At 43.4% G+C, this 19,597-nt stretch carries 26 protein-coding genes; all 26 read left to right on the forward strand.

The window, feature by feature from the left end:
• The first annotated feature begins 26 nt into the window (after positions 1 to 26).
• Positions 27 to 671 (forward strand): hypothetical protein, encoded by a 645-nt coding sequence (locus FAY33_RS17645; protein WP_143322550.1) that lies wholly within the window; start codon positions 27 to 29, stop codon positions 669 to 671.
• Between the two features lie 44 nt (positions 672 to 715).
• On the forward strand, positions 716 to 1,552 hold the full coding sequence (locus tag FAY33_RS17650) for a terminase small subunit (protein ID WP_143322551.1): 837 nt from the start codon (positions 716 to 718) through the stop codon (positions 1,550 to 1,552).
• On the forward strand, positions 1,524 to 2,777 hold the full coding sequence (locus tag FAY33_RS17655; protein WP_143322552.1) for a PBSX family phage terminase large subunit: 1,254 nt from the start codon (positions 1,524 to 1,526) through the stop codon (positions 2,775 to 2,777). The genes FAY33_RS17650 and FAY33_RS17655 overlap by 29 nt, the downstream gene beginning before the upstream one ends.
• Positions 2,777 to 3,160, forward strand: coding sequence for a hypothetical protein (locus tag FAY33_RS17660; protein WP_143322553.1), 384 nt, complete (start codon positions 2,777 to 2,779; stop codon positions 3,158 to 3,160). The genes FAY33_RS17655 and FAY33_RS17660 overlap by 1 nt, the downstream gene beginning before the upstream one ends.
• A gap of 36 nt (positions 3,161 to 3,196) precedes the next feature.
• Complete coding sequence (locus tag FAY33_RS17665) at positions 3,197 to 4,594, forward strand: hypothetical protein (RefSeq protein WP_243126821.1); 1,398 nt, start codon at positions 3,197 to 3,199, stop codon at positions 4,592 to 4,594.
• A 1-nt stretch (position 4,595) separates the two neighbouring features.
• Positions 4,596 to 4,790: a hypothetical protein gene (locus tag FAY33_RS17670; RefSeq protein ID WP_143322555.1), complete on the forward strand. Its 195-nt coding sequence runs from the start codon at positions 4,596 to 4,598 to the stop codon at positions 4,788 to 4,790.
• Positions 4,791 to 4,877: 87 nt separating this feature from the next.
• Positions 4,878 to 6,095 (forward strand): phage minor capsid protein, encoded by a 1,218-nt coding sequence (locus FAY33_RS17675; RefSeq protein ID WP_143322556.1) that lies wholly within the window; start codon positions 4,878 to 4,880, stop codon positions 6,093 to 6,095.
• Position 6,096: 1 nt separating this feature from the next.
• On the forward strand, positions 6,097 to 6,267 hold the full coding sequence (locus FAY33_RS17680) for a cysteine-rich KTR domain-containing protein (protein WP_143322557.1): 171 nt from the start codon (positions 6,097 to 6,099) through the stop codon (positions 6,265 to 6,267).
• Between the two features lie 107 nt (positions 6,268 to 6,374).
• The gene (locus tag FAY33_RS17685) at positions 6,375 to 7,016 is read left to right on the forward strand and encodes a hypothetical protein (protein WP_143322558.1); all 642 of its coding nucleotides are present in this window, start codon (positions 6,375 to 6,377) and stop codon (positions 7,014 to 7,016) included.
• Between the two features lie 19 nt (positions 7,017 to 7,035).
• Positions 7,036 to 8,055 carry a hypothetical protein gene (locus FAY33_RS17690; RefSeq protein WP_143322559.1) on the forward strand — a complete coding sequence of 340 codons (1,020 nt, stop codon included), beginning with the start codon at positions 7,036 to 7,038 and terminating at the stop codon, positions 8,053 to 8,055.
• 12 nt (positions 8,056 to 8,067) lie between these two features.
• Positions 8,068 to 8,541: a hypothetical protein gene (locus FAY33_RS17695; protein WP_143322560.1), complete on the forward strand. Its 474-nt coding sequence runs from the start codon at positions 8,068 to 8,070 to the stop codon at positions 8,539 to 8,541.
• Positions 8,542 to 8,553: 12 nt separating this feature from the next.
• Positions 8,554 to 8,844 (forward strand): hypothetical protein, encoded by a 291-nt coding sequence (locus tag FAY33_RS17700; protein ID WP_185967688.1) that lies wholly within the window; start codon positions 8,554 to 8,556, stop codon positions 8,842 to 8,844.
• A gap of 176 nt (positions 8,845 to 9,020) precedes the next feature.
• Entirely contained in the window at positions 9,021 to 9,347 is a 327-nt protein-coding gene (locus FAY33_RS17705; protein WP_143322562.1) for a hypothetical protein, read from the forward strand.
• Between the two features lies 1 nt (position 9,348).
• Complete coding sequence (locus FAY33_RS17710) at positions 9,349 to 9,837, forward strand: hypothetical protein (RefSeq protein ID WP_143322563.1); 489 nt, start codon at positions 9,349 to 9,351, stop codon at positions 9,835 to 9,837.
• The gene (locus FAY33_RS17715) at positions 9,830 to 10,330 is read left to right on the forward strand and encodes a hypothetical protein (RefSeq protein ID WP_143322564.1); all 501 of its coding nucleotides are present in this window, start codon (positions 9,830 to 9,832) and stop codon (positions 10,328 to 10,330) included. Before FAY33_RS17710 ends, FAY33_RS17715 begins: the two co-directional genes overlap by 8 nt.
• 14 nt (positions 10,331 to 10,344) lie before the next feature.
• The gene (locus tag FAY33_RS17720) at positions 10,345 to 10,857 is read left to right on the forward strand and encodes a hypothetical protein (RefSeq protein WP_143322565.1); all 513 of its coding nucleotides are present in this window, start codon (positions 10,345 to 10,347) and stop codon (positions 10,855 to 10,857) included.
• A 12-nt stretch (positions 10,858 to 10,869) separates the two neighbouring features.
• A complete protein-coding gene (locus FAY33_RS17725) occupies positions 10,870 to 11,331 on the forward strand; it encodes a hypothetical protein (RefSeq protein WP_143322566.1) in 462 nt (153 codons plus the stop codon).
• A complete protein-coding gene (locus tag FAY33_RS17730; protein WP_143322567.1) occupies positions 11,328 to 11,885 on the forward strand; it encodes a Gp15 family bacteriophage protein in 558 nt (185 codons plus the stop codon). Before FAY33_RS17725 ends, FAY33_RS17730 begins: the two co-directional genes overlap by 4 nt.
• Before the next feature lie 60 nt (positions 11,886 to 11,945).
• Positions 11,946 to 14,807, forward strand: coding sequence for a hypothetical protein (locus FAY33_RS17735; RefSeq protein WP_143322568.1), 2,862 nt, complete (start codon positions 11,946 to 11,948; stop codon positions 14,805 to 14,807).
• Between the two features lie 4 nt (positions 14,808 to 14,811).
• Positions 14,812 to 15,210 carry a hypothetical protein gene (locus tag FAY33_RS17740; RefSeq protein ID WP_143322569.1) on the forward strand — a complete coding sequence of 133 codons (399 nt, stop codon included), beginning with the start codon at positions 14,812 to 14,814 and terminating at the stop codon, positions 15,208 to 15,210.
• Position 15,211: 1 nt separating this feature from the next.
• Positions 15,212 to 17,002: a hypothetical protein gene (locus tag FAY33_RS17745; RefSeq protein WP_185967690.1), complete on the forward strand. Its 1,791-nt coding sequence runs from the start codon at positions 15,212 to 15,214 to the stop codon at positions 17,000 to 17,002.
• A complete protein-coding gene (locus tag FAY33_RS17750) occupies positions 16,995 to 17,438 on the forward strand; it encodes a hypothetical protein (protein WP_143322570.1) in 444 nt (147 codons plus the stop codon). Before FAY33_RS17745 ends, FAY33_RS17750 begins: the two co-directional genes overlap by 8 nt.
• Positions 17,438 to 17,905: a hypothetical protein gene (locus tag FAY33_RS17755; protein ID WP_143322571.1), complete on the forward strand. Its 468-nt coding sequence runs from the start codon at positions 17,438 to 17,440 to the stop codon at positions 17,903 to 17,905. Before FAY33_RS17750 ends, FAY33_RS17755 begins: the two co-directional genes overlap by 1 nt.
• Before the next feature lie 2 nt (positions 17,906 to 17,907).
• The gene (locus FAY33_RS17760) at positions 17,908 to 18,336 is read left to right on the forward strand and encodes a hypothetical protein (RefSeq protein ID WP_143322572.1); all 429 of its coding nucleotides are present in this window, start codon (positions 17,908 to 17,910) and stop codon (positions 18,334 to 18,336) included.
• A complete protein-coding gene (locus FAY33_RS17765) occupies positions 18,336 to 19,280 on the forward strand; it encodes a hypothetical protein (RefSeq protein ID WP_143322573.1) in 945 nt (314 codons plus the stop codon). The genes FAY33_RS17760 and FAY33_RS17765 overlap by 1 nt, the downstream gene beginning before the upstream one ends.
• 11 nt (positions 19,281 to 19,291) lie before the next feature.
• Positions 19,292 to 19,597, forward strand: a 306-nt coding sequence (locus tag FAY33_RS17770) for a hypothetical protein (RefSeq protein ID WP_143322574.1), incomplete at its 3' end; no start/stop codon positions are given.

The following is a 19,597-nucleotide window of genomic DNA, read 5'->3' on the forward strand; positions in this document are numbered from 1 at the left end:
TTATGGAAGTAAAAAGGGGAAACATTATGAAAAAGTTTAACATCGCTACATACGTTTTGATTGCTATATTGGTTTTTGCATTTATACCCATGGGGATAGCTTTTTTAGTGAGCTTTAATTTTATAAATACTGATACTTCTAACGAATGGATTGGTTTTTGGGGCGGGTATTTAGGCTCAATCATTGGTGGAGCCATAACTCTATATGTGTTGTTTAAAACATTACTTGATGGGAAGAAGCTGCAAAAGAGAGAAGAGAAACTGAAGTATTGTGATCAAATAGTTGAAGTTACAGCAGAATACAACCGAAAGGTGTCATTGTTACTCATGAGAATAATTGACTTTCACATCGCCCTATCAAGCAAGAAACCGAATGGGTTAGAAGAATTATTCGGTTATATTTACGGGATGGAAAAAAGTAAATTTATTTTAACTGTAATGTTGTATAGTAATGAAATGGATGAGGAATATGAACGCATTGAAGAAATAAAAAATATAGTAGGAAGAATACAGAGTCTGCTTGAAATTGTTACAAAACCAGTAATTGATGGAACAATTGCTGAATTAACTGGAAAAGTGTTCGACGAAGTATCTAAGAAAGTTAACGAAGAACAAGAGAAGCTGTTAGAAGAAACAATTAATTTCCTAGTAGCTAATAAAAGAAAAAAATAAATAGATAGGGTTACAAAAACAACACGATTGAGAGGTGGCAAGACTTGGCAAGGGTAAGAAGCCCAAACAGAGATAAAGCCTTTGATATATATAAGCAACATGGTGGAGAAATCACGAACCGAGAGATTGCCGCCATGTTGAACGAAGATGAAAAGGTAATTGCGGTATGGAAGAGCCGTGATAAATGGAATGTTGTACAACAATCGAAGGAACGATGTACAACAAAGAAAGCACAACATGATAAAATAGAGAAAAAAGCGGTGGCTAAAGAAGTTGAGTCAGTAATGAGTAATGAGGACCTAACCGACAAGCAACGGCTTTTTTGTGTTTATTATAGTAAGTCATTCAATGCTACACAAAGCTATAAGAAAGCCTATGACGTGAGCTATGACGTGGCAAACGCAGAAGGATATAAGCTCCTTGTAAACCCTTGTGTAAGAACGGAAATCATGAAGCTAAAAGAAGATAGATATGCCAAAGCGTTTCTGAGTGAAGAAGACATTTTTCAGAAGTACATGGATATCGCTTATTCGGACATAACTGATTACCTGACGTTCGGGAAGAAAGATATTGAATATACCGACAAAGCCGGGAACGAACGGACGGCAACCGTATCTTACGTTGATTTGAATGAAAGCAGCGAGGTAGATGGTAGCCTCATATCTGAGGTTTCACAAGGTAAAGACGGTGTGAAGGTAAAGCTCGCTGATAGAATGAAAGCCTTGCAATGGTTGTCGGATCACAAGGGAATGGCAACGCCAGAACAATTGGCTAAGATAGCTCAGATCGAGGCTCAAACAAATAAACTCACGGCAGATGAAAAGGAACAGTCAGAAAGAGTGGTGATCGTCAATGATATCCCAAGACCAGAATCAAGTTAAACTCACTGACTTAATCGCTCCTTCCTTTTATGGTGTGCATTGGGATATTGTAGACGGAAACCACACCTATTATGATCTGTACGGCGGGCGAGGCTCCACGAAATCCTCTTTTGTGGGGCTTGAAATCGTTTTAGGCATGATGCAGGACCCGAACGCTAATGCAATTGTTTATCGTAAAGTTGGTAATACAATCGGTGATAGCGTGTTTGAACAGATTCTATGGGCCATTGATGCGTTGGAGGTTAATCACCTATGGCGTTGCAAGACCAGCCCATACAGATGTGTGTATAAGCCCACGGGACAGCGAATCATGTTCAAGGGACTTGATAAGGCTAAGAAGTCTAAGTCAGCAAAAGTAAGCAAGGGCTATTTTAAATACCTATGGTTCGAGGAATTAGACGAATTTGCAGGCATTGAAGAGATCCGAATGGTCCAGCAGTCAATATTGAGGGGCGGACCTAAGTTTGTTGTGTTCAAGACATTCAATCCACCGATAAGCAAGTCAAACTGGGCAAATAACTATGTCCAGGAACCGCATGAGGGGTCACTAAGGCATAAGAGCGATTACACCACGGTTCCGGTTGAATGGTTGGGCAAACAGTTTGTTGATGATGCTGAACACCTGCGCAAAGCCAACCCGAAAGCATATGAACATGAATACCTCGGTAACCCGGTAGGACTGGGAACTAATATATTTGAGTTTCTGGAGATCAGAACAATCACCAATGAAGAGATTGCCAGAATGGACCGGATATACCAAGGGCAAGACTGGGGCTGGTATCCTGATCCTAAAGCGTTTGTGAGGTGTTACTACAACCACAATACAGAAACCATATATGCCATTGATGAATTAGGCGGCTGTAAGATTCGTAATGCTGAGATGGCAAGACAGATTAAAGCCAAAGGGTATGATGATTACGAAATCCGATGTGGTCTTGATGAACAGGAAAGTATTGTAGACTTCCGAGACGCAGGACTGCCAGCAAGACAGGCGAATGGCGGGCCGGGCAGCGTCAAGTATACCTTTGAATGGCTTCAGTGCCGTAAGATCGTTGTTGACCCAGCACGAACACCAAGGCTCTATAAAGAAATGATAGAGTATGAGCATGAGGTAGACAGCAACGGAGAAGTAATACCGGATTATCCTGATAAAAATAACCACTGGATTGATGCCCTGCGATATGCAACCAGTCCATTATCAATGAGAAGGGGGAATAGTGCATAATGAAGGTTAATAAACGCTTTGCGGTAAAGGTAGAAGATAAGATATTCAAGGCAGACGAAATGACAAAAATATCTATGGAGGGCGGGAGAGTTAATATCGTTTGTTCATATTGTAGCGGCACGGTAGTTACTGTGAATGCAAGAGTAAAGGAATGCGAGTTCATAGAAGACCCATGGTTTGCTGAATCTGCAAAAGATAAGACGCTTGCGAGCGATATAAAAAATACAAGTTCGTCCGAAAGGCTTAAGGAAACGTTTGACAAGATTGGTACTGCTGCAAAAGGATTTAATGAATCATTTGATACGTTACGAAACAGCATTGAGGCTTTAAACAGAGTGGCCACAGAAACACTCAAAAAGTATAACCCTACTGGTGGTGATTAAATGGGACTGGTATCAGCAATAAGGAGGTGGTGGAGCATGAAATTTCAGAACGAGGCATTAGAAGAATTTGACGTGAAGCCAGTCACCTCACAAGAGATGGATATTGCTATAAACCAATGTATGAACGTTTACCAGAACCGCCCACACTGGCTAAGTACTAAGAATGATGTACGTACTATTGGATTCGGTAAGGCACTTTGTGAAGAGACGGCCCGGCTCGCCACACTGGCTATCCATGTTACTATTGACGGATCACCAAGGGCTGAATGGCTACAACAGCAGATTGACAAGAGGTACTTCAAGTTCAGGGAGTGGCTGGAATATGGGTGTGCTGCCGGAACGTTTATCCTTAAGCCAAATGGTAAGGGGATAGATTTCCTTCTACCTAACAGTTTCCAGATCGTGGACGCTGACGATGATGGCAATGTGACAGGTGTTATATTCGCGGATCAGTATACGGAGAGTGGTATACTCTCAAAGCAAAAATACTATACAAAGTTTGAATATCACCGATTCATTGAAAATACAGGAGAATACCTCATAAGCAACCGAACGTACATGAGCACCAGCGAGGGGGAAAAAGGCAGAGCGGTACCTATCGAGGATACCAAGTGGGCCGGACTTGAATCTGACGTATCACTTATGACAGCGGAAGGCAAATCGTTGGACCGTATGCTGTTTGGGATATTCCGCACACCACAGGCGAACAATCTAGATATTAACAGCCCACTGGGGTTACCTATATTTCAGAATGTGCTTGAAGAACTTAAGAGCCTTGATACTGCTTACAGCCGGAACAGTGAGGAAATAAAGGAAAGCAGGAGAATGGTTCTTGCCGATGATAGGTTGTTCCTTCCTTCCGGTGAAAAGTTGGGCAGGAAGGGCTTGTGGGAGAGTATTAAGGGGTTACCACATTTCATCAAAAATGTATTTGGGCAAGGTGAAAAAGAATTTTATCAAGAAATCAACCCACAACTCAACACCGAAATAAGAATAAAGGGATTCAACAATGAATTATCAATTCTCGGTTACAAAGTAGGATTCTCATCCGGATACTTTGTGCTTGACCAGAAAACGGGCATGGTAACAGCTACACAGGTAGAATCAGACGACCGTCGTACAATCCAGTTTATCAAAGATGTAAGAGATAAGCTGGAAGATTGCATGGACGGTCTTATCTATGCCCTGAATGTGTTTGCTGACCTGTACGGGCTGGCTCCAGCGGGAACGTATGAAACAACCTACGATTTCGGGGACATTACATACAATCGTGAAGAGGACCGGGCTAGATGGTGGCAGTATGTAGTCCAGGGCAAAGTACCGGCATGGCTGTACTACCAGAAGTTTGAGGGTATGAGCGAGGAAGAAGCCAAAGCCATGATAGCAGAGGCTAAGGCGGATCAAGAAGCCCCTGAGCTTTTTGGAGAGGAATAACATGATTGATATAGCTACGCATGGAGGGATTATCCATGAGGTGGATTTACAATATGAAGTCATGAAAGCCATCATGGCTGACAGTTTTATAAAGGACCATCAATTTATAGATTTCAAATTCATTGACGGGTCGCATGGCTCTGTAAAAAAAGGTTGCATTGAATTTTTCTATGAAAGTGAAACGGAGGAAGTATAATGGCCACATCGACAATGAACATCGCTATAATTTGCATTACGCTTATTGCACTTGTGATGATAAGAAATTCAAGAAAAGGGTGATTAAATGTTAACCCCTGAATATCTGCAAAGGGTAGCGGAACAGTCAGAGGAATACGCTTCCCGGCTCAGGTCATACATAATCAGTTTGCTCTTAAGAAGAATCGGTGCAAGGCTGGGCCGTGGTGCTGGCTACCTCTTTACTGCTTCCGATAAGTGGCAGATTGGTGTATTACAAGAAGCAGGGGAACTGCTGGAAGATATCCAGAAGCAGGTAACCGTATACACTAAGCTGCAGCAAAAAGAAGTAAAGTCAGCCATGGAAGAAGCCGGAATTAAGGCCCTGCAATATGATGATAAGATATACCATGAAGCCGGGCTTAACCCCACACCGTTGAAACAATCCCCTGTACTGGTCAGGCAAATGCAAAGGGAGTATGAAGCCACAAACGGCGAGATACAGAACTTCACCCGGACAACGGCAGTAGAGGCACAGAAGCTATATATCAATGAGTGTGACAACGCTTACAGGCTGGTAACTTCTGGGGCAGTATCCTACAATCAGGCGGTGCAGGAAGCCATCAGTAATGCCATTTCAGATGGTGGGGCTGTCAAATATCCAACGGGGCATAAAGACACGCTAGAAACGGCTGTGGCACGTTCTGTACGTACTGGAATCAGCCAGGCAACGGGAAGCATACAGTTAACCCGAATGATTGAAATGGACTGGGATATAATCCTCACATCGGCTCACTTGGGAGCCAGAACCGGGGACGGTGGTCAGAATCCATCTAATCATCTGTGGTGGCAAGGACAGTTTTTTAGCCGAACCGGTAGAACGAAGCAGTTCCCGGACTTCATCAAATCAACTGGCTACGGAACGATTACGGGGCTATGTGGTATAAACTGCCGCCATAGCTTCGGACCGGGTGATGGTGTGAATAATCCTTTTGCTGACTTGCAGACAGAAGACAACGAACGAATAGAGACACTTAACAAGAAGCAAAGGGCGTTAGAACGCCGGATTCGAAAGACCAAACAGGAACTTGTGGGAATGAAAGCGGCGGTTGATTCGGTGAAAGATGAACCTCTTAAATTTGAACTGCAACAGGAATACGATCGCAAGGCAGCACTCCTGAGACGGCAGAACGCCGCTTACAATGTTTTCTGCAAGGATAATGACCTTAAGAAGCTCACAGAGCGATTGAACATAGCAAAGTGGAACAGAGAACAGGCAGCGGCAGCAAACGGAGCCGCAACACGATACAACAATGCGAGGAAATAGCATGAGAGAATCAGAAACATGGGTCACATGCCCGGTATGCGGCAGAAAGACCAAAAACAGGATAAGAGCAGATACCGAAGCTAAGCGGTTACCTTTGTGGTGCCCAGTGTGCAAAAATGAAAGTGTGGTCGATATCACGCTAGGGAAAATTAATATTTCAAAGCTAAGTTGAGCGGGTGCTTATGCACTGGCTCTTTTATATTACCCCGCTCGTGGTCTATCGGGCAAATCCCAACCGCAGAAAGAGCGGTCAACAAATCATTTCAGGAGGATATGACAATGAAAGATATATATGCAATTTTAACAGGCTTAGGCATCGAGGTACCAGAGGACAAAAAGCCGACTCTGGATAAGGAATGGAAAGAGAATTACCGCACCGTTGCAGAGTATGAGAAAGCTACTGCTAAGAGAGACGAACTCAAAGCCTCCCTTGATACCGTGCAGGAGCAGTTAAAGGCTTTTGATGGTGTAAACCTCGATGAATACAAGGGACAGATTGATACCCTCACAAAACAGCTTGAAGATGAAAAGGCGGCTCGGCTGGCTGACGAATCAAAGCACCAGTTAGATGTGACCATTGACAAGTTTATGGGTGAGAAGCAGTTTGTAAACTCTTTGACTGCTGACAGTGTAAGAAACAAGCTCGCAGAAGAATTAAGCAAGGATACAGCAAAAGGACGGTCCATTGAGGATATTTTTAAAACCATCGTGACCGACAAAGACGGCAATCCGATTCCTAACATTCTTATCGACCCGAATCAGCAGGCAGCAGAAGGTAACAAGGTAGTTATCACAATGCCCATGGGACAGGGAAAGAACCAGACGGGAATTACAAAGGAATCCTTCCAGAAGATGGACCTTGACGCAAGAATGGCTTTAAAAACGAAAAGCCCGGAACTCTATAAAAGTTTAACACAGTAAAAGAAGGAGAAATGACAATATGGCAATGACAGGAAAATTCGGCGGTTTTGATTTTGACCCGGAAGTATTCTCCGGCTACATGGCAGAGCAGCCCACATGGAATGACAAGATTTACGCTTCCGGTATCATGGTGGAAGACAATACAATCATGGATTTAATCGGCACAAAGGGCAACGTTGCTTCACTGCCTTTCTACGTACCCATTGATGAAAACGACGATCAGGCATTAAACAACGATGGTATGACAGATAACACACCTTCTGAAATCAGCGGAGGCAAGCAGACCGCAATGATGATCCAGCGAATGAAAGCCTGGAAAGCAAAAGACTTTACGAAAGAGTTGACTGGGGCAGCGCCTATGACACATGTTGCCAATTCCGTGGCAGGATACTACCGCCAGGTGTGGACCAGGGACCTAATGACAACTGCTGATGCTATTATGCAGCTTGCGGGCATGGCGAACCATATCACCGACTTAAGTGCAGAAGCAGAAGCAACACCAGAAGAAGCAAACAGCATCAACGCCACAACCCTGATCTATGCACAGCAGAAAGCACTCGGTGACATGGCTGACGGGTTCGGGCTTTACCTGATCAACTCTTATATCTTTGCGAAATACAAAGCATTAGGGCTGGTCGATTACAACAAGTACACCATCACGAATGCCATTGAGAGAGAGGTTGAGCTTCCTACTATTGGCGGACTGATTCCGCTTGTGACCGACAGATTTACAATTGATACGTCTGGCGCTAATCCGGTGTATAAGTCTTATATCATCGGTCAAGGGGCATTCCTCACTTGTCCGAAGAACAATTATGAGAACCCATATTACACTGACTACGATCCCGAAACATCAGCCGGTATTGAGAAACTTTACACAAAGCAGGGTAGAGTTATCCACCCGAACGGCTTTTCTATCAAGGCTGAAAGTATCGTAGGAGAATCCCCGACAAATGCGGAACTTGGGAACAAGGCAAACTGGACGCTTAAATTCAAGGAGAAAAATATCCCTATTGGTTTAATTAAGTCCAACGGTTAAGGAGATACAGCCATGGCTTATGCGGATTATGAATTTTACTCAACAAAATACTTTGGGTTAGGCCCGAAGATATCAGAAGATGACTTCAACCGCTTTGCTGAAATGGCAAGTGATAAGCTGGACACTATGACGTTTGACCGCCTGGTGTCTGGCCTCCCTACCAATGAGCGAGCGGCAACAAAGGTAAAGAAAGCCGTGTGCGCCGTGGCTGAGAAGTTGCAGGAGATAGAGGCAGCGGAGAAGATGGCGCAGGCTGGCGGTTATAGTACTGATGAATCCGGTAATGCTGTCGGGAACATTGTCACAAGCAAATCCTCCGGGAGCGAGTCCATTTCATTCAGTGCCACATCTTCCGTAAAGAGTGCCGTACTCAGTGCTGCAGGTGATACACAGGTGCAGAACCGGCTTTGCTACGATACGGCAAGAGAATACCTTACTGGCGTAACTGATGATTGCGGTGTGTTCCTGCTTTATGCAGGACTATAGAAAGGAACCATTATGAAGTATAGAAAGAAACCGGTGGTAATTGAGGCATTCAGATATGACGGGGATTTTATTGGCAGAGACGGAAAATATTATATTCCGGATTGGGCTATAGACGCACACCAGAAAGGGATTTTGTATTTTGCAGAAGATCATCAGCACGGATTACCATACGAATTATTTGTGAAGACACTCGAGGGAACCATGGAAGCCTCCGTGGGGAATTTTATCATCAAGGGTGTAAAGGGTGAGATTTATCCTTGCAAGCCTGATATTTTCAAAGCAACCTACGACCCGGCAGAATAGAAAGGCGGTGATCCTTCTATCTTCCAGCTATGGGTAAAATAGCAATGTAAGAAAGGGATGATTCCATGTATACCGACACAGTGACAATCTTTAATAAGCATAAGACCACGCAGGGTACGACATGGTATCCTACTGTACTACATAATGTTGACCTGAATACCGACAAGGGTGCAAACGTGGCTAAGACTGGACTGGAAAGCGCAGACACGACCAAGTTGCATGTGAGGTACGGAAAGGCTGATGACGTTGTCGCAATCGCAGGGAAACCGTATATGCGTCCCAAGGAGTGGGCAGCGCAGGCAGACCCAACGGGCACATTGACCTTTATCGCAAGCACAGATTTGTTTATGCGTGGTGAATACCCGGAGACCCCCATTAATGACGCTGATTATACAAAAGGCTTCCAGGACTATTTAAACAAGACTTATGATGACGTTTACCTGATTTCCACAGTAGGCGGTCCATACAAACTGATTCCTCATTTTGAGATCGGAGGGAGATAGCATGGCAACAAAACACTTTCCTAAATGGTCCGTGGTTGATGGCGGCATACAGATTAAAATTGATCTATCCCGATTTGATAAGCAGTACCAGCAAGCGCAGTACGGCCTTGACGGTGATGTTATGACCAGCATGATTCCTTTTATGGCTATGCAGTCAGGAACCTTTGTCAATGTGACGAGGGCGGCAAGTGCAGCAATTCAGGGAACCGGGGAAGTATACGCCGCCTTTGGACCTGCCGGACGATTTTTATACAAAGGAAAGACTATGGTCAGCGAAGCGACGGGAAGCACTTGGGCCAGACTTGGAGAACGTAAGGTACTTGTGAGCCAGTACAGCGGCAAGACCAAGGCTAAAGAAGATTTAGTATTTAACAAGACGGCCCACCCCGATGCACAAGCAAACTGGTTTGATGCAGCAAAAGAAAAAGACTGTAAGTCTGTGTGGGTAAAGAATGTAAAGAGAACCGCAGGAGGTGGAAAACGTGGCTGAGCAACCACAACCAATAGGAAAAGATTTTACCGGATATGATGTGCTGACGGAAGCAATGAAAGACTTGCTGAATCAGTACCCGGGACTTGACGGTGAGATAATCACCTTTGAGGAATTACCGGAAGACGGTGGCATGTGTTTCTCCGCTGACAATGGCGCATTAGTCTATAGTGAAAAAGAATCTGTGACAGCCCACGTTCGCCAGATATGCCGCTATCCATTCTATGTGATATATCGGGTAGGCTCAACAGACGAGCGCGCCAAAATGAACGCACAGACGTTTCTGGACGGCATGGGGAAGTGGTTATGTAAGGAGCCGGTAACTATTGACGGGACAGCCTACAAATTGACCACATATCCGGCATTGTCGGAAGGACGGATCATCAAAAAGGTTACCCGTGATAACTCATACGGCATTGACCCTAATCAGAATGGCGTGCAGGATTGGTTATTGCCGGTAACCGTAGAATATGAAAATGAATTTGATCGCTGAAAGGAGAAAAATATATGAAATTAGCAAGAAAAGCATTGGTGCATTTTCTGGACTCCAGTTTTAAGAATGCGCCGGCAACTGCTGAATGGTTTAAGGTAGGTATTGACATGGAGGAATTAGCCGTCAGCCTTAACCCTGACACAGAGTCCTCTAAAAACATTTGGGGAGAATCCAGGGTAACGGATAACGGATATGAGCCATCTATTGATGCCGACCCATACTACGCAAATCCTGACGAACCTCTTTATCCCAAATTAAGAGATATTGCAATGGACCGCCTTACTGGTGATGACTGCAAGACTCTGATCCTTGAAGTTATTGTTGATGATGACGAAGATGCAAACCACCTGGCCTATGTGGAAGAAGTAATTGTTAAACCACAGAGTTACGGCGGCGGCACTGCTGGTGTCAATATCCCTTACAATGTAGCGTTCAATGGTGGGCGCAAGAAAGGCTATGTTACAAAGACTTCTATTGATGCAAAGAAACCGGAGTTTACAGAGGGTGAAATACCAGCAGGGGAATAAAGGAGATAAGACATGAGCAATCAGTTGATTAAAGACAGGAAACCGGTAACAAACAAAATACGCATAGATGACGGTAGCAAAGTGTATGACATTGAAAATCGGCGCGGTGAAACCATAGGACAGTTTGTGTTCACACCATCTGACATGGGCATCGTGGAAAGGTATGAGCATACCATCGAAGTACTTAATTCTATGCAAGATAGATTGAAAAAACGTGAAAATGATGACAATGTGTTGCAGTTAAAAAAAGAGGTCGAAGAAGAATTAAAAAATGAGATCGACTATCTTTATAACGCCGATGTGTCGGGAGCGTTTTTTAAAAAGATCAGTCCTCTATCTCCCCTTGAAAGTGGCGAACTGTATGTTGAAAATATCATATATGCCGTAAGGGACATTGTAGAAAAGGAGACTGGAAAGCGTTTGGGAAGAGCAAACAACCGGGCTAGTAAGTACACACAGAAGTATCGTAAATGATTGACCCGTTCAGCTTACCTACAGCACTAGAAGTAGGAGGTAAACTATACAAAATTCGCACCGATTACAGGGTGGTACTTGATATACTGACCGCATATGGTGACCCGGAACTTGACGCGGCGGATAAAACGCAAGTGCTTATTGAAGTCCTGTATATCAACTATGAAACAATTCCGCCGGAGCATATGGAAGAAGCCGTAAAAAAGGCTAGTTGGTTTTTAGATGCGAACCTCCCTCATGATCTTAAACCACACCCAGTAACAATGGATTGGCTTAAAGATGCACCTATCATAATCCCGGAGGTCAACAAAAACATAGGAACTGAGGTCCGCAGTGTGAAATATATGCACTGGTGGACCTTTTTTGGTGCTTATATGCAGATTGGTGGAGATGGTTTGTATTCTTCCGTCATCAACGTACGTCAAAAGCGAGCGAAAGGCGAGAAGCTCGAAAAGTGGGAATCCAAGTTTTACAAAGAGAACCAAGCGTTATGTGACCTCAACTGGGAACAGAAGAAAAAGGAAATGGAAGCTGTTGAAAAAATTTTTGGATAACAAGAGAGCCAGGGTCAGAGCCACAGAGCCAGAACCAGAGCCAAGGAAAGGAGTGGTTATGTGGCGAACCAAGCTGACGGAACAGTCTTAATTGACACGGAAATAAAAAAAGACGGGGCAATCGAAGATGTAAACACATTAAAAGAAGCTCTCCAACAATTAACCGCAGCAGTAAAAGACCTAACAGCCGGGCTTGCAAATTCCTTTGGCGGCATAGGAAAGCAAGCCGAATCGGCGGCAGATCAAATAGATAAGATATCAGACTCCGCAAAGCAAGCGGAGACCAGTGTTGAAAGTCTTGAAAAACAGATGGCCAAGATAACAGTGGATAATGGATTGTCGCCAGATCGCAGTGATACCCCGGAACCTAGATATGGGCATGCAAGGGGAGAATTTATTGATTATGGCAATACAGTACAAGAGTTTGTCAATAAGTATGCGACTGGAATGGACACTGTTAGTAAAAAAAATACAGAAGTTAAACAGTCTACTACTCAGGCGACAACGGCAATAAAGAGCGATTTCCAAGGGGCAGAACAATCGCCTAATATGTTGCTGAATGCGATTACTCTTGTGAAAAACGCGGTATTTGATATTCCCCAAATTGCAAGAATGGCTGGAATTGGGATCAGCAATGCTTTTTCGAATAGTGGGTCTCAAGTAATGGATGTAGGGCAAAAAGTAGATGCTCTCAAAGGGAAGATAGATGCCCTGGAAAAGCAAGGGCTGTATTTTGGCGACAAAGAGTACGATCAAGCCTACGCCAGTTTGAAGCGTGCAGAGTTGGAACTCGAACAGTATAAAAAAAGACTGTCAGGGGTCGATACCGAACAAAAAAAAGCTACAAGATCAAATAAAGGATTCAACAAAGGTCTTAAAGAAACCAGGAAAAATGCAAACAGTACGAAGCTATCCATAATGGGTATGCTTGGACGCTCTCTGCTTTTCAGTGTGGTTTTCCGGGCATTATCCGGTGTGTCTAATTCGATAAAAGAGGGTACTCAGAATATTGCAAGGTATTCTGACAGCACAAACAAAGCGTTGTCGAGATTAATGTCTTCTCTCACCATGCTGAAAAACAGTTTCGCCGCGGCTTTTGCACCGGTGATAGAATATGTTACTCCCGCCCTAACCAGATTGGTTTCTATGCTCGTTGATGTAAATAACTGGATCGCACAGACCATGGCTGCACTAGCAGGTAAGAATAGTTTTGTTAAAGCTGTTGCAGTGCAAGAAGATTACGCCGCCAGTCTAGATGACACCAAGAAAGCGGCAAAGGAAGCGGCAAAAGAAGTCAAGAAAGCGTCCTATGCTTTTGATACTTTGATACAGTTACAAAAGCCAGCGGATACAGATAAATATAAGGGTCCAACACCGGATCAGATGTTTAAAACCGAACAGGTTTCAACGGAAGCCAAAGCATTAGCAGACGACATAAAAAAGACACTCTCCAACTTATTCCAGCCTATAAAGGATTCCTGGGTACAATACGGACCATCTACAATCGAAGCAGTGAAAACCATGTTTGGTAGTCTTAAACAGCTTGCTGGCGATGTTGGTGCGTCATTTATGCAGGTCTGGAAAGATGAAGGATATGGAAAGGCTGTAAGCGATGACTTACTGATTACATTTAACAATTTAGCATTGACCGTTGCCAACTTAGCTGATCAATTTGATAAGGCATGGGTGGAAGCTGATACTGGAACCAACATTATGCGGCACTTAGGAGACATCGTGCTTATAGTCACTGGCTTTTTCCGGGAGGCTTCTGAGTCGATCAAAAACTGGGCTTCCAAGTTGGACTTTGGTCCACTGCTGATAGCATTTGATAAAGTTTTGGTTAGTCTTATGCCCATTGTATCAAAGGTGGGCGATGGGCTGCTATGGTTACTGAATAATGTACTACTGCCACTAGCAAAATGGGCACTGGAAAAAGCTCTACCCGTAGCACTTGAACTCGTTGCAGCAGGACTTGATGTCTTGAATTCAACAATTGATGCGTTGAAACCATTGGCTTTATGGTTGTGGGAAGAATTTATAAAACCAATTGGACAGTGGACTGGTGCAGTAATCATAGGAGCGATAAAGAAACTTACCGAAAAATTAAAGGAATTCTCCGATTGGATAAACAACAATCAAGAAAAAGTCCGTTACATAACTGGATTAATTGGAGCTTTTTTCTTAGCATGGAAGGTAACTGAATTTGTTACAAAGATTAAGTTAATGATGAATTTCTTGTCCGAAACTGGACTTATGGGTGTGCTTACAAGGCTAATGTCAAAACTTGACCTAACATCAATTGGTTTTTTTGGAACGGCAGCAGCGGTTGGTGCTCTTGTACTAGCAGCCTATGAAATATACAAAAACTGGAATAAGATGACACCGACTGAAAAAGTTATAGCCGGTGTTCTGGCGGCGGCTTCCGCTTTTGCAATATTGGCAGTGTCAATGGGTGCGGTAGCTGGTCCCGCTGGTGCAGCATTAAGAGCAGTTGCAATAGCAGCAGCAATAGGGGCAGCTTTGGTGGCAATCAATGCAGGGGCCAGGTCTGCAACATCGAGCGTATCTAATGGCTTTGGAGGGGGAAGCAGAAGCTTTTCCGTAGCGTCTTATTCCAACGCACCATACGCTGCCTACGCGAATAATGTCCCCATGCTAGCTACCGGCACGGTAGTTCCACCAAAAGCCGGAAATTTCCTAGCTATGCTGGGAGATAACAACAAAGATTATGAGGTTGTGTCCCCTCTTGGAACGATTAAACAGGCAGTGCTTGAAGCAATTGGAGAAGCTGGTGGACTGGGCGGAGGCACCGTACAGGCAGATTTAATTGTTGATGGTACAAAGTTCGGGCAACTGGTATATAAGTACAACAACAATGAAACACAGCGTGTAGGTGTTAGAATGGTAACGAACGGAGGTTGATGAGATGGAAAAAGGATTAATTACCATAGACGGTGTCGACCTCCGCTTATGGGTTACGGGAATCAAGCGCAACTTTGCGGTGACTGATTCAGAGCACAGCGGAAGAGTTAAAAGCAATGAAATGTACCGTGATGTAATAGGCACGTTTTACAATTATACTTTGACTGCTGAACCAGACAGTAATCATAGGGGCGATTATGATACTTTCTATGAAGTCATAACATCACCAGTACCATTCCATACATTGGTATTCCCGTATGGTCAAACAACGCTTGAGTTTTTAGCATATGTAACAAGCGGAGAAGATGAAGTTAAGATCGACACAAATGGAGATAAACAAGTTAACAGGTGGTCTGGTCTGTCGGTTCAATTTATCGCAAAAGCACCACAAAGGAGGCCCTAAGATGTTTTTAAAGCAATCAATAATATCTGATGCAGTATTAAACAATGAAGGGCTGAAAATCGTATATGATGATGTGGCTCCCTATGCGAAAGAAAATAGTAACCCCCAAGTGGTTGAGCCTGGATTAAAACCAAGGGTTGGGCTACACCCACAAAAAGGCTTATTTCCAAAAGCCACCACGATAAGAAAAGAATTCCCTGATCTAAAACGAGATGATCTAGTGTATCCCGGTTATGCCTTGTGCCTGCCGGGATTTGCTTTGCTTAATGGAGAGTATGTAAACTTCCCCGATGGCCCGGCTGACTATGGATTTATCAGCGATGAAGTGTCAGACAGCAACGGGGATTTCAAGTATTCTTCGCATCAAGAGGGATTAAAACCGCGAGAAGGACTACACCCACAAATGTTTTTGTTCCCGCGGTCAACGAATGAAACATATGTTGATGCTCCGGTATTAACGATCACATTTAACCAGAAATTTACAAGCGTTGGATTATTACTGACTTTTAACACAATGTCTGGAGACTACGCAAACCACATTAATGTAAAATGGTATGCTGACAACGATTTAATATCGAACATGGATTATGAGCCAAATGGTACAGAGTACTTTTGCAGCAACTATGTAATGTACTATGATAAGATAATAATAACTTTCCTCTCCACATCAAAGCCGTATAGACCGGTGTTCCTTACCCGGATTGACTACGGGATATACCGGGAATTTTTGTCAGATGAAGTAAAAGAAATATCATGTTTGCAAGAAATTAATGCTATATCTGAAAACATCAGCATTAATACAATGAATTTCACGGTAAGAACTAAGTCCAATATAGCTTTTGATTTACAGAAGAAGCAGAAATTATCCTTATACTTTAATGGTGGATTAATCGGAAATTTTTATCTTAAAAACGGTGCAAGAAAAAGCAAAACAGATTACTATATGGACGCACATGACGCACTGGGTATCCTTGATGGAAACGAATATCACGGAGGAATTTATACCGGGCAGCTTGTACCTGATGTGATAGCCGATATCTTTAGTGATGAAGATTTTAATTACATGTTGTCAGACGCTTTTGACAACGTGCAGTTACATGGATATATCCCCTACACCACGAAGCGTAACGCCCTTGTGCAGATTGCCTTTGCCATAGGAGCCGTGGTTGACACATCGAATTACGATGGTGTTGTAATCTATCCAAAACAAGGAGAAAAGACAGGTGAGTTTACTGATGGCGAGGTATTCAGCGGTCTTACACTGGAACATTCTGATGTTGTTACTGGCGTTCGCCTGACAGTCCATGATTATCGGCAGTCAGAGGAAACGGCAGAAATTTACAAAGGGAATCTCAGTGGTACCGCACAAGTGATATTCAAAGAAGCATACCATGACTTATCCATTACGGGCGGGTCAATCAACACAAGTGGCGATAATTACGCCTATATTACGGGTTCTGGTGATGAAGTCATCTTGACAGGGAAGAAATATAATCACTACACATCGACTGTAATAAAGGAGAACCCGAACATCACCTATAACAAGAATATTAAGGAGGTGCCGGACGCTACTCTTGTGTATGACGGAAACGCAGCGGAGATATTGGAAAGAGTTTATGAGTACTACCAGCACGCCGAGAATGTTGTTTGCGACGTATTACTTGCGGATAAGGTAATTGGGCAGGTGGTGGATATTAACACCGACTATGACGGTGTTAAAACTGGCACAATTGAAAGTGTATCATATAGCTTTGCAGGCAGTATAAAGGCGGAGGTGACGATCCATGAATGAGTACATAGACAATCTTATATTTGACCGTGTCCAATCTGACGTTGACAATGCGACAGCAAAAGGGTGTATATCTTACACAGATTTGGTACGTGTGGAAATGGCCGTTGCCTGGATTTCCAAAATACTGAACAAGTACGGATATAAAAATGCCGTGTACAAAAGGTGTAGGATGAATTGGAAAGAGGGAGAGCGGCGTTACGAATCCGAAATGGAACGTATCCGGCAGAACATCATTGAGTTAAGGACTGTGTATTTTACACATGCAAGCACACCGGTAACGCCGCAGAAAATCGCTTATACGTCAATATATCAGGCAAATGCAATTGAAAAGATAATCTATGACCTGGGAAAACTGGTTGAGAATTGTTTTCCCGGGCAACAGCACTTTGCTTTTAGACTCGGAAGCCGGGCATTAGGGAACAGGAGTGAACTATAATGGAATATTTGAAAACAAATTATAAAGATGACAAATTTACCGGAATGCGCAAATATGAAAAGATAGACAACCTTGACGGGACAATTAGTCTCAACGATGTAACTGACTATGCGGATGTGGGTGATATTTATTCAGCAGGTGATATCAATACTAGCAATAAAAAAATAAATGAACACTCTGCCGCAATCGAAAAAAGTAACTCTGTAATGACTCTTCATGTTCCGGTTAGTGGGTGGGGGAGTGCGGTTCCTTACACTCAGACAATTCTGGTTCCCGGCTCAAAAGTAGATGATTCTCCTATTGTAGGGCTGTATTTAGATGATAACCCGATGCCACAAACGGTAAAAGATCAGACCAAAGCCTTTGGCTGTTTGGATAAAATTGTATTTGGGCAAGGGGCGGCAACGCTTTACTGTTACAACCGGAAACCTGCGACAAGTTTTTATCTAATGATAAAGGGGGTATAGGCATGGCCGAAGGAATCATATTGAGGCATGGTAATGCGATAGATGACTCAGAACTGACCGCTACACCTCCTATGGTTAGAAACAACAAAAGATTCATAGGCTTTGGTGGAGAGGAACAGATAGGGACGGCGGACGAGATACAGGCGGAGTCCAGAACACTTCCAATAGGCGGAAGTTTGCCAATCAAAGCCGGGATACATGATGGTGCCGGAACCGTAGTTCAGAACGTCCCAACTATGGACGGTGTTACCATTTATCCAACCGCTAATGCTCAAACAGTTGAAGTTGGGGGAAAATATATGAAAGGTGATGTGGAAACTGCTCCACTTACTAACCTGCTTCCGCAATACATCAAAAAAAACGTAATTATAAGAGTTTGGAACGGTGCAAATTTCGAAGAAATCAAAGGAACGTATGAGGGGTACCACTAATGGGAGATGGATTTATTATACATGGAGGAGGTACGGATACCTCTGAATTAACTGCAGAACCTTCTGATGTAGCAGAAAGCCAAAAGTTTTACGGCGCAGGAAGTGATGATATTTCAGAGGGGGTATTAAAAGATAATGGTAGCATTAGATATAAGCTTCCTGTGAACACAACTTATACCATACCGGCAGGCTTTCATGGGCAGGGAGAGGTGTATCAAGACACTCAGACGGTCGAGGGAGATATAATAATTAATCCAACACCAGGAGGTTCTTCGTCTGGCATTAAGGATAAGTTTTTTAAATCAAATGTTATAATTAACGGAATCGAAAACCTTGTTCCAGAGAATATAAAAAAAGGTATATTTATAGGTGAAATAGCTGGTGAGTGGGAAGGATATGTAAACGGGGAATTACTCCAGCCTTATTGGTATGGCATATTTGCTCCTGGCCAAACTGGAAGACTCATAGATAACCGTAACCCAGCAACAGGTAGCTCAATTTCGTTTCCTTCCGTCACATGGTATGCCGATGATCCAGAGACTGGAGGAAAGGTGATACTTTTTTCGTCTCCGCCCAAATCTTCGGCGGGAAACGGTAATGTCTATCCAGCAATAAGGACAGAGACCCCTGTAGAAATGGAAGGTGTTCGAAGCGTCACAATCTGTTATAGTTTACCGAACCATTCCGCAAATGAATATACATGGATTGTCTTGGCTGAAAACTCTAGCTATCAAGTTACAAAAGATAATAGCTGGACTATTTCACCAGAATTAGGAGCACATGAAAACTTTTCCCTTCCAGCGACCGGAAACGCGTACGGAACGCAAACTTTCATTCTTAATAATGCGGCGGCTTACCACTATATCTATATTGGTATAGGAGTCGCGCCAACGACTTCACAGGGTCGGTTTATGCGTGTCCGATATATAAAACTCAACAAATAGGAGGTATACATATGTCTTTAACAATTCGCCCATACGAGGGGCAAGGGTGGACTGATGATTCAGCCCCCGATTTATCGGCAGAAACACTGAATGCCGTAGATGCCGGAATAACAGCCAATAGTAACGCCATAAATGCTCTTGCAAATGCAGTAGTGAGCCAGATTGTAAATGACCCGGATAAAATAGCCAGCATAGCTGTTGCGTACGCACTGGAGCAAAAAATTGAGCAGCTAAATAGCAATTTAGTTTTAAAAGCAAACAGTAGTGATCTGCTTAAGGTAAAAATTGTATCTTATTCTGTAAGCTGTGGCACTTCT

The organism is Clostridium sp. HBUAS56010 (assembly GCF_007115105.1).
GTDB lineage: Bacteria > Bacillota > Clostridia > Lachnospirales > Lachnospiraceae > Lacrimispora.

Excerpts from the sequence above, each read along its gene's own strand:
- FAY33_RS17725 (WP_143322566.1), top strand. The coding sequence starts at position 10,870 with ATGAGCAATCAGTTGATTAAAGACAGGAAACCGGTAACAAACAAAATA.
- FAY33_RS17675 (WP_143322556.1), top strand. The coding sequence starts at position 4,878 with ATGTTAACCCCTGAATATCTGCAAAGGGTAGCGGAACAGTCAGAGGAA.
- FAY33_RS17720 (WP_143322565.1), top strand. The coding sequence starts at position 10,345 with ATGAAATTAGCAAGAAAAGCATTGGTGCATTTTCTGGACTCCAGTTTT.
- FAY33_RS17680 (WP_143322557.1), top strand. The coding sequence starts at position 6,097 with ATGAGAGAATCAGAAACATGGGTCACATGCCCGGTATGCGGCAGAAAG.
- FAY33_RS17695 (WP_143322560.1), top strand. The coding sequence starts at position 8,068 with ATGGCTTATGCGGATTATGAATTTTACTCAACAAAATACTTTGGGTTA.
- FAY33_RS17760 (WP_143322572.1), top strand. The coding sequence starts at position 17,908 with ATGGCCGAAGGAATCATATTGAGGCATGGTAATGCGATAGATGACTCA.
- FAY33_RS17690 (WP_143322559.1), top strand. The coding sequence starts at position 7,036 with ATGGCAATGACAGGAAAATTCGGCGGTTTTGATTTTGACCCGGAAGTA.
- FAY33_RS17710 (WP_143322563.1), top strand. The coding sequence starts at position 9,349 with ATGGCAACAAAACACTTTCCTAAATGGTCCGTGGTTGATGGCGGCATA.
- FAY33_RS17685 (WP_143322558.1), top strand. The coding sequence starts at position 6,375 with ATGAAAGATATATATGCAATTTTAACAGGCTTAGGCATCGAGGTACCA.
- FAY33_RS17745 (WP_185967690.1), top strand. The coding sequence starts at position 15,212 with ATGTTTTTAAAGCAATCAATAATATCTGATGCAGTATTAAACAATGAA.
- FAY33_RS17730 (WP_143322567.1), top strand. The coding sequence starts at position 11,328 with ATGATTGACCCGTTCAGCTTACCTACAGCACTAGAAGTAGGAGGTAAA.
- FAY33_RS17755 (WP_143322571.1), top strand. The coding sequence starts at position 17,438 with ATGGAATATTTGAAAACAAATTATAAAGATGACAAATTTACCGGAATG.
- FAY33_RS17700 (WP_185967688.1), top strand. The coding sequence starts at position 8,554 with ATGAAGTATAGAAAGAAACCGGTGGTAATTGAGGCATTCAGATATGAC.
- FAY33_RS17670 (WP_143322555.1), top strand. The coding sequence starts at position 4,596 with ATGATTGATATAGCTACGCATGGAGGGATTATCCATGAGGTGGATTTA.
- FAY33_RS17740 (WP_143322569.1), top strand. The coding sequence starts at position 14,812 with ATGGAAAAAGGATTAATTACCATAGACGGTGTCGACCTCCGCTTATGG.
- FAY33_RS17660 (WP_143322553.1), top strand. The coding sequence starts at position 2,777 with ATGAAGGTTAATAAACGCTTTGCGGTAAAGGTAGAAGATAAGATATTC.
- FAY33_RS17645 (WP_143322550.1), top strand. The coding sequence starts at position 27 with ATGAAAAAGTTTAACATCGCTACATACGTTTTGATTGCTATATTGGTT.
- FAY33_RS17765 (WP_143322573.1), top strand. The coding sequence starts at position 18,336 with ATGGGAGATGGATTTATTATACATGGAGGAGGTACGGATACCTCTGAA.
- FAY33_RS17665 (WP_243126821.1), top strand. The coding sequence starts at position 3,197 with ATGAAATTTCAGAACGAGGCATTAGAAGAATTTGACGTGAAGCCAGTC.
- FAY33_RS17750 (WP_143322570.1), top strand. The coding sequence starts at position 16,995 with ATGAATGAGTACATAGACAATCTTATATTTGACCGTGTCCAATCTGAC.
- FAY33_RS17655 (WP_143322552.1), top strand. The coding sequence starts at position 1,524 with ATGATATCCCAAGACCAGAATCAAGTTAAACTCACTGACTTAATCGCT.